This is a genomic window from Limnospira sp. PMC 289.06, from assembly GCF_032350395.1.
In the GTDB taxonomy this organism is placed as follows: Bacteria; Cyanobacteriota; Cyanobacteriia; order Cyanobacteriales; family Microcoleaceae; genus Limnospira; species Limnospira platensis.
In genome coordinates, this window is the sequence record NZ_JARPLC010000206.1 from 1 (window position 1) to 4,744 (window position 4,744).

The following is a 4,744-nucleotide window of genomic DNA, read 5'->3' on the forward strand; positions in this document are numbered from 1 at the left end:
GGGCAAAAGTTTTGGAGGTTGGCTATGGGAAGGAATTACTAAGTTTTTATCTAACTTTAGCTTTGAGAAAGTAGCGACATTTATTACCTCTAATTGGGACAGCTTTTGGAATTTTAATTGGAATATTAGCGATAGTGATATTGATAGAAACATCCAAAATATTGCCGGACAATTTATAACCACCACGGCTGGGTTTTTAGGTAATATGGCTGGGAAATTAGTATGTGGTGTTTTACCAGTAGCAGGTCTTGCATTTCTCAATAAAGCGGCCGCTATGCATGTAGCATTAAGCAAGGGGCATGAAATGCTTATGGAAGTATCTACAGCTGTCGGTTCATACGTTAAACAGTCATTTAACATGGCTATGAAAGCAATAGCATGGACGTTATTTAAACACGGTAGACGGGTTGTTAAAATGTTTTTAGATAAAAGTCCTTCAACACTTGCAACGGCTATTGTTTCAATGGTTCCTGGTGGTAAAGGAACGATTGAAAAGTGGGGTGACGAAAAAGGTGAAGAATGGAGTTTCGGTAAACAGAGAAGGGAAGCTAGGGAGAAATTACCAGAAAGCTATGACGGAAATATTAACACTATTTGGAACCAAGACAGTTCCGAGGAATTCGGGGATGAGTTTAGCGAGAACTGTAAAGAGGCTATTGTGTTAGTCGCTCAAGGTTTAGATGAATATATGGCATTACAAAGAATAGAAGAAAATAGACAACAACAATTAGTTAACGCGGTTATAGAAAACAATGGATAAAGATTTAGACTAGTGTCAAGCCTGCGTAATTTACCGGAAAACGTAACTAATGCTTGGGCTCAAACTGAAATACTAGGAAATAGAGATATAGGGCAATTTGTAGGGTCAGGTGATTTTCCGGAAATCAGTACGTCAGCTAATCTTAAAATACAGTTAACTTTGGTTTTGTACAACTACGAAAAACCTCCATATTGGACTAAAAATAGGCAGTCAACACTGCAAAAAACTCAAATAGAGTTACCGTCGGTTAGTAGGGATAAAATTACATGGGATAGGTTACAAAGGATATTTACTCAACCCAGTCAGCATTTACTAAAGAAAATATTAAAGTTAATTGCACTATAAATAATGGTAGAAAGTTTGCGTTTTTTATTAATGAATTTAGTAAAAATGAGGCAGAAAATATCTGTAAACAATTAGTTGATTTAACTGACGCTAAAATCGTGTATCCTATTACCTTCGAGGAAAGGAAAGGTTTTGGCGGTAGGGAAAATGCGAAAAGAATCAAAGAGAGCAAAATGTATATCAGTGAAGTGAAAATACTTAACTGGGAATTAATTGATAAATTTGAACAAGCTAAAATCGACTTAGGTGAAAGTAGTGCCTTGGCGATGTATCAAGACCCTAGAAAAACCCAAGTCAAAATTCCTCTACATTTCCAGAGAAAACCTAGTTGGGTTGATAATGCCATACGGAAAGCTACGAGGACATCGTTAGAGTTAAAAACTGGAAATCAACCCCCAACTACAACCTAATCATTGAGTCATATCAGTCACTAACTATCATCCACGATGAAAGAGATTACGAACATACTTAGACATGGTTAAACTGGTAGTTAGCGTAATGTTGGTATTGGTAGCGTACCGTCGCGTTTAACTCAAAAGCTGCTACATATATGTAGCTTCTGTTGAAAGAACCATAGCAGCCACAATCAGCAAATACACTGCTATAGTCTAGGTATTGAATAAAATCAAGGTGAGATTATAGCTACTAAGAAAACGCTAGGTGCTGCGACACTGGAAAACCAATTACTTGAAATTATTGAGCCAACCCAACGAATGCAATCGACTGCAAGTAATAATCCTGATGGTGCAACCGTAGTCACTGCTTATACCCGAAATATGGCTACAGGTCTCGTAACTGTTTCATTGTCAATTCCAACAGACGATGTTTTAGACCCTACTGACGGCAGTATTGATGTAATAGCTACAGAGCTATTTGTTGATTAATAGATATCGGGTAGGCACTAATATCATCGTTTTACCTACCCTGACTTAAATCATGTAGAACAAGAGAGTTATTATGCCTTTAAGCGACGCATTTAACAGAGACAAAGAAGACTGGGTAGAAAAGTTAGCCACAGCCAAAGGCTCACATTTAGGTCGTAGTCTAGTAGTTGAAGTTCCAGTAGATGCAACTTCAAAAATAGGCGTACCTATGCCTATGCTTTGACTCCACGTTTTAAGTGGAGGGTCAGTATCTAATGAACCAACGGCCGTCAGGAACTTAACCATTTGGACACCACCTGTTAGGAATACTTCCACGCCTAATACTAACAGACGTAATATCATAAAAGGCAGTCGGGTAAGAGCATACAAGAAGGCTGAATACACTCGTTTCTTTGTTGAGGCCCCGGTTAATCCTGGCTATTGGCGTAAATACACCCAAACACGGGTAGGCGAAAAAATACTGAGATTTATCAGTATTAAAGCACCTCCTATCGTTTCTGTTAGTGGCTTGTTATATGTATTTGCTCACTATTTTACTATCAAGCCAGCATCATTAAGAACCTATAACAGTATGTTCAGAATTCCTAGCAGCGATGGGCTGGCCCTAGCTAACCTGGGTGAATTAACTGTTGAGAGAAGTGAAGCACCAAACCAAGTACAGGGTGATCTTCCTGCTAATGCTCCTGTTAAGTCACCTGGCAGTAAGAGTAAGAAAAAATAAACCGCCAAAAAGTAGACAAAGAGAATTGACCACTATATAAAAAAATAGTGGTCTTTTGTTTGAGTTGTATGTGGCGATAATTTAAACATTTCACAATTATGGTATAAAGTCAATAATTCTTTTATTTTTTGGGCTTATATATTTCTGATTTATTTATAAGTATTAATTAGGTTAAAAATAATAATCATAAACAACCAAAAATATCAAAAACAGTGATTTCCAACTCAATAACTCAATCGTATTTTTTAAAAATGATTTTGTCAATGAGTTGAAAATAACTGACAGATGCGTAAAAACCAAAATACATTAGTAGACCAAAATACCGCTATTTACCAGATTGACAAAGACAGCGTAAAAACCAAGGATACACATGGACTCTCACCTAGTGAATATCTGGCAATCTTAAAAAGGTTCAGCAACTTTGCCGGATTTCTTGACCAGGTAGTTCCTTATCTGCCATATCCCAAAACATCACCTATCTACACATTAAAAGAAAAGTTAGTGTTTGCATCTGTAACGGACGAAAAGGACTTTAATCTGGAATTAACCTACTCTGAGATTATCGCGTTAAAGAATAGCATTAAAGCTATTCTAACTCTGATTAAACTTGGTGGTGGTGTCAAGATGCCACGTAAAGTTTCTGGTGCTATTGCTGACGATATCGCTGCCTTGGAGGGTCACTTTTTTAATCTCTCCGATAATCATGTTGGCCCGGATATCCCTGAGTTATCAACCGACCCTGACCCATTTTCAGTCTGGCTTCAGGGTTAATCCCTAACAGTCTAATTACAGCAGTCTAATTGGGAAATAGAAAAGGCTACCCGTAAAAAGGTAGCCAATACACCAAACATCGAGGACTATCACCATGATATCAAAGCACTGGAAAGAAGTGCGGTTAAATCTCAGGAATATTAAACTTGACCCGTTGATGTATATGGGAATGTCGTTTGCTATAAAGGTTCCTAACTATGCAGGAAGAGGAAAACTTCAATGGCAATTAACAGCCGTTAAATTTTACCATGAATTTCTGGCTTATTATGTGGGAAAAATGATGAAAAAAATTAATCACATTACGCCCAGATAAAATTGAGGAAATTCTCAATAAAGCACTTGAATATTGCCGGGAAGAATGGAGGATTTATCAAGCTGAATCTGGTGGCGATAAAGAGGAGGTAAATAATGATGATTAACAAGTATCACGCCAAAGGACAATATGATGAGGGGCATTACTTTGCATCAACGCTAGAGAGCAAGGTGTATCACCTACTCAAAAAGTATGATGACAACCTATCAATACACCCCCGATTAACTTTGGTTGATCACTGTAATGATTGGAAGTCAATTACATGGAAGCCAGACTTTTATAGTCCAGTTTTCAACCAATACATCGAAGTAAAGGGAACGCTAACAACCGAGTTTAAACTCAAGATGCAATTGCTTAATTACCTTAATCCCGGAATGATTGAAGATATTTGGTTTGTCACTCGGAACAGGTCTTATCGTTGGCCAGGTATTTATTTAATGAATATCGATGAGTTCCAACGACATCTGAAAGCACAATAATTTAAGTTAATAGGAGAACAGCAACCGTGATAAATCTACACTATAAAGGCATATTTAGCCTCAATGGTGAACTTGTGCAAAGCCATTATAACCCCCATAAATTTGACCAAAATACAATCATTGTGGCTTATCAAGTCTTGACACATATTGAGGAACACAAAACACCTGAAGTCAAGAATATTACCTATCAGGTAATGGGTAGTTACAGACCACGTGGTGATTATCAAGGCTCTGCAATTATTAAGCTAACTAAACAATCACAGTTTAGAGTTCAGCTATCCGGTAAGGTAATCCAATGTTTTGGTATGGTTGTCGCCAAATTGCAGCCAGAATCAAATCACCTAACACAATCAACAATCAACAATTAACTAAGGAAGAGTAATCATGAGTATTGGATATTACGGTAAAAGAGATGACGATAAATTCGCGTTTTGTAGTGCAGTTAAATCTGGAGAATCAGGCACATTCCTT

General features: G+C 37.4%; 6 protein-coding genes and 1 pseudogene. All 7 read left to right on the forward strand.

Annotated features, from left to right (window positions below):
• Nucleotides 1-760 (forward strand): hypothetical protein (locus P5674_RS23215; RefSeq protein WP_315670328.1); only part of this gene is annotated, 760 nt, incomplete at its 5' end.
• Nucleotides 761-1,203: 443 nt separating this feature from the next.
• Entirely contained in the window at nt 1,204-1,515 is a 312-nt protein-coding gene (locus P5674_RS23220) for a hypothetical protein (protein WP_006616324.1), read from the forward strand.
• Between the two features lie 228 nt (nt 1,516-1,743).
• Nucleotides 1,744-1,989, forward strand: coding sequence for a hypothetical protein (locus tag P5674_RS23225; protein WP_006622122.1), 246 nt, complete (start codon nt 1,744-1,746; stop codon nt 1,987-1,989).
• Between the two features lie 1,006 nt (nt 1,990-2,995).
• Nucleotides 2,996-3,481 (forward strand): hypothetical protein, encoded by a 486-nt coding sequence (locus P5674_RS23230; protein WP_006616325.1) that lies wholly within the window; start codon nt 2,996-2,998, stop codon nt 3,479-3,481.
• Between the two features lie 94 nt (nt 3,482-3,575).
• A pseudogene (locus tag P5674_RS23235) lies at nt 3,576-3,900 on the forward strand (hypothetical protein).
• The gene (locus P5674_RS23240; RefSeq protein ID WP_006616299.1) at nt 3,890-4,273 is read left to right on the forward strand and encodes a hypothetical protein; all 384 of its coding nucleotides are present in this window, start codon (nt 3,890-3,892) and stop codon (nt 4,271-4,273) included. Before P5674_RS23235 ends, P5674_RS23240 begins: the two are co-directional and overlap by 11 nt.
• A gap of 26 nt (nt 4,274-4,299) precedes the next feature.
• Entirely contained in the window at nt 4,300-4,641 is a 342-nt protein-coding gene (locus P5674_RS23245) for a hypothetical protein (protein ID WP_006616300.1), read from the forward strand.
• The last annotated feature ends 103 nt before the right edge of the window (nt 4,642-4,744 follow it).